This is a genomic window from Xenorhabdus griffiniae, from assembly GCF_001028135.1.
GTDB lineage: Bacteria > Pseudomonadota > Gammaproteobacteria > Enterobacterales > Enterobacteriaceae > Xenorhabdus > Xenorhabdus bakwenae.
The window spans coordinates 1-542 of the sequence record NZ_LDNM01000227.1; the positions used below are offsets into that span (position 1 = coordinate 1).

Consider the following 542-nt stretch of genomic DNA (forward strand, 5'->3'; position numbering starts at 1 on the left):
GTCGCTGACAATGCACTTTAAGCTGATTGTCACTCCATTGGGTGAAGTCGCGGATATCCCGCCGGGTAAAACGCACCTCTCGCAGCGTTTGCTGCCTGTCCGATGCCATCCCGTGCGCCATCTGCTGGATCAGTAATAACAGCTTGCGCGTCTGCGGCGGCATCTCGTCCAATGTCCGGCCTAAGATTTCGTGGGCAAGCTGATTCGCCAGTTTGATATCGTCTTTGGTCACTTCGATATATTCAAGCCGCTTCCCGCGATGTTCTGCCGTTTTGATGTCCCGCTGATACTGGTGCAGCAGGGCGATGCTCTGAATGAGCGTCAGGTATTTCATATGGTCACGGCGGGTGCGGGTTTTGTCTGACATAAAGGTCAGTTGCGACGCATACGGATTGACCACATTCAAGGGTTTCAGCAGCCACTGGGCGTTCTGGTGAAGCTGAGTCAGGTACTCGCGCTCTTTCTCAGCCAGCAAGCCTGCCAGCGTCTGCTTCTGCCGTTGCAACGCATGGATGGCTTCGGTCTGTTCGCGGGATTCATTG

At 54.8% G+C, this 542-nt stretch carries 1 pseudogene; it reads right to left on the minus strand.

The annotated features are described in order from the left end of the window. Positions 1-542 (minus strand): annotated as a pseudogene (locus AAY47_RS19815) (DNA primase); the annotation flags it as partial.